Source organism: Planktotalea sp., assembly GCF_018607965.1.
Classification (GTDB): domain Bacteria; phylum Pseudomonadota; class Alphaproteobacteria; order Rhodobacterales; family Rhodobacteraceae; genus Planktotalea.
In genome coordinates, this window is the sequence record NZ_JABBAM010000090.1 from 1 (window position 1) to 3165 (window position 3165).

2 protein-coding genes are annotated in these 3165 nt (G+C 54.4%); both read left to right on the plus strand.

Translation table 11 applies throughout. The features are described 5' to 3' along the window. Window positions 1-2709: reductive dehalogenase (locus tag QZ279_RS08565; protein WP_293449950.1), on the plus strand; the 2709-nt coding region annotated here is incomplete at its 5' end. Window positions 2710-2790: 81 nt separating this feature from the next. Next, on the plus strand, window positions 2791-3165 hold a 375-nt coding region (locus QZ279_RS08570; RefSeq protein ID WP_293449951.1), incomplete at its 3' end, for an SDR family NAD(P)-dependent oxidoreductase.

The window sequence follows — 3165 nt, forward strand, 5'->3', positions numbered from 1 at the left end:
CAGAACCGCGCTGTACGTGCGGATGAACCGGGCGCGGACTGGATCATCGGATGCGAAGATCATCGTGCGTGTTTGCGCGCCAATGAGGCTGCGGTCGGGGTCGCGAATTACCTGCGTTTGCTTGGTTACGATTCTCGGTCGCATTCTATTTCCACGACCGATGTGGACATGAACAAGTTGGCTGTGGCTGCGGGTCTTGCAAGTGTCGAAGACGGCGCGCTCGTTGCGCCCTATATTGGGACTGGCTTTGGTCTGGCCGTTGTGACCACGAACTTTGAATTGGCAACGGATGCACCTTTGGCTGCGATGGCGGATCAACCGTGGTTTAAGACGCAAGGGCCTGCATGGTGGCTTGGTACGGACACGATGAAAAACGCATTTAATCGTGACCCCTATGCGAAACGTAACTTTGTGGACGGGGCGTTGCCGTTTGAAAAGCTGACACGCAAAGACACACCAACGACGTATATCGACGAAGAGCGTGTCGCCCGTGTTCCCAAGCGCACAGACATGTTTGCCCGCGCGCAGTTTGGTGAGTTGGGCAAGAAGCAGCAAAAGGCAGCCGCAGGTGGCTACTATGCGCGCAAATGTGCGCTTTCAGCCGCGCAACGGCGTATCCTTGGGGCATTTGTTTTGCTGCAAGATGGCGGGGCAGAGCCTGTTGCCGCACCTCCAACAGACGCGGAATTGAACGCGGCCAATGTTAAAGCGGCGAGCTATTTTTTAGGCATTGATGCGGTCGGTATTTCGCGTTGTCCTGATTGGACGTGGTACAGCCACGACGCAACGGGCGAGCCGATAATTCCGCCCCACAACCATGCAATAAGCATGTTGATTGATCAGGGCTACGAGACGATGGACGGCGCGAGCGGCGATGATTGGGTCGCGGTTGCCCAAAGCATGCGTGCTTACCTGCGCTTTTCGCTTTTGGGCGGTGTGATTGCCAAGCAAATCCGCAATATGGGTTATAAAGCCAAGGCGCATACGGTCATGGACGGCGAAGTCTTGCAACCGCCTTTGCTCTTACTTGCGGGGTTGGGCGAGGTCAGTCGCATTGGTGAAGTGATCTTGCATCCGCTGCTCGGCCCACGTTTGAAATCGGGTGCTGTGACAACGGATATGCCGCTTGCACATGACAAGCCGATTGATTTTGGCCTGCAGAAATTCTGCGAAAGCTGTAATAAATGCGCACGCGAATGTCCCTCTGGGGCGATCACGGCTGGTCCGAAGTTGATGTTTAATGGCTACGAGATTTGGAAGTCTGACAGTCAGAAGTGCACGACTTACCGCATTACTACTGAAGGCGGTGCGATGTGTGGGCGGTGTATGAAGACCTGTCCTTGGAACCTTGAGGGGTTGTTTGCAGAAAAGCCGTTCCGTTGGGCCGCGATGAATATTCCTGCGGCGGCACCCGTGCTGGCAAAGCTGGACGACACGCTCGGTAATGGGGGTTTGAACGACTATAAAAAGTGGTGGTGGGATATCGAAGTCAAAGAGGACGGCGCATATCGTAAACCTGCACAGCCTGTGAACCGTCGCGGCTTGCAAACGGATCTGGATCTCAAGTTTGAGGACCAAACGCTGGCCGTTTACCCCGCCAATCTTGCGCCGCATCCGTGGCCATACCCGTTTCCCATGGATCGCGAAGCGGGCATTGCGGCCTACGAGGCGATGATCACAGCAGACGACTACAAGGCCCGCCTTGCGCGCGGAGAAACCGATGGCTTGGCGCATGACTATCCGTCTTTTGACGATGCGCCAGTAATCATGGCCCGTATTTCGAAGGTCGAAGCAATGACGGCGGGCGTCACCAAGTATGAGTTCTCAGCATTTGATGGCGGCGATTTGCCAGAATGGACTGCGGGTGGGCATTTGGATGTGGTCGTGGCCCCTGAATTTGTGCGCCAATATTCCATGTCGGGAAATCCTGCGGATCGCAGCTCGTATCAGATTGGCGTGTTGCGTGAAGACGAGGGCAGGGGGGGGTCCAAGTTCCTGCATCGTATCTTCAACGAGGGGCGTCGCGTCTTTATTTCCAAGCCGATCAATCACTTTGAATTGGTGGAGGGCGCCAGCAAAACGTTTCTTATGGGTGGCGGTATCGGGATTACGCCAATGATCGCTTTTGCACATCGCCTACATGCTTTGGGCAAAACGTTTGAAATGCACTATTCAGCCAGCACCAAGGACGGGGCTGGATACGTCGCGGACTTGAAAAACATGCCGTGGGTCGACCACGTGACGTTTCATTTTTCTGATCAAGGGACGCGTGCTGATTTGGACGTGATCTTGTCAGGGTACTGTCCGGATTGGCATGTCTACACATGCGGACCAGATCGCTACATGGAAGGCGTCATGGACGCAGCAGAGCGCAATGGTTTCCCAGAAGACGCGCGCCACCTAGAATACTTCGCGGTGCCAGAGCAGCCCGACTATGTGAACCACGCGTTCACCGTCAAATTGGCGAAGTCGGGGAGGGAATTTGAAATTCCACAGGACAAGACCATTTCGGATGTCCTGATCGAAAATGGTGTGCATGTGGACGTGAAATGCTCAGACGGTATATGCGGGGTGTGCAAGTGCGGTGTGATCTCTGGCGAGGTGGAACACCGCGATTATGTGCTGTCTAAAGCCCAACAAGCGGGTCAAATTATTTTGTGCCAATCACGCGCGGCTCATGGAGAAACACATCTTGAGATTGACTATTAACGGGCGGTTTGGATTTAATAAACTTTGCGATTTGACCCAAGTGCGGTCAGGTCCTGAGCGCGGCGACGTGAGGGAGCGAACATGAAAGTAGCACTAACAGGTGGTGCCACGGGCATCGGTGCAGAAGTTGCTGCCAAAATGAAGGCCCTGGGCCATCATGTAACGGCTTTTGATGTGAACGAACCCGATGCGAATGTGGATACATGGATCAAGATTGATCTGAGTGATCCTGCATCAATCGCAGCCGCGGTCGAACAGGCCGAAGGACCGTTTAATGCGCTGATCAACAATGCGGGTGTTCCACCGCGCGAAGGATTGGAAGAGTTGATCTTGAAGGTCAATTATTTTGGATTGAAAACGTTTCTAGATGCGATGCTTGGCAAGCTGTCCGAGGGCGCATCGATCGTGAACACCGCCTCGCGCGCGGGTGCGATGTGGCGCGAAAACTTGAACGAA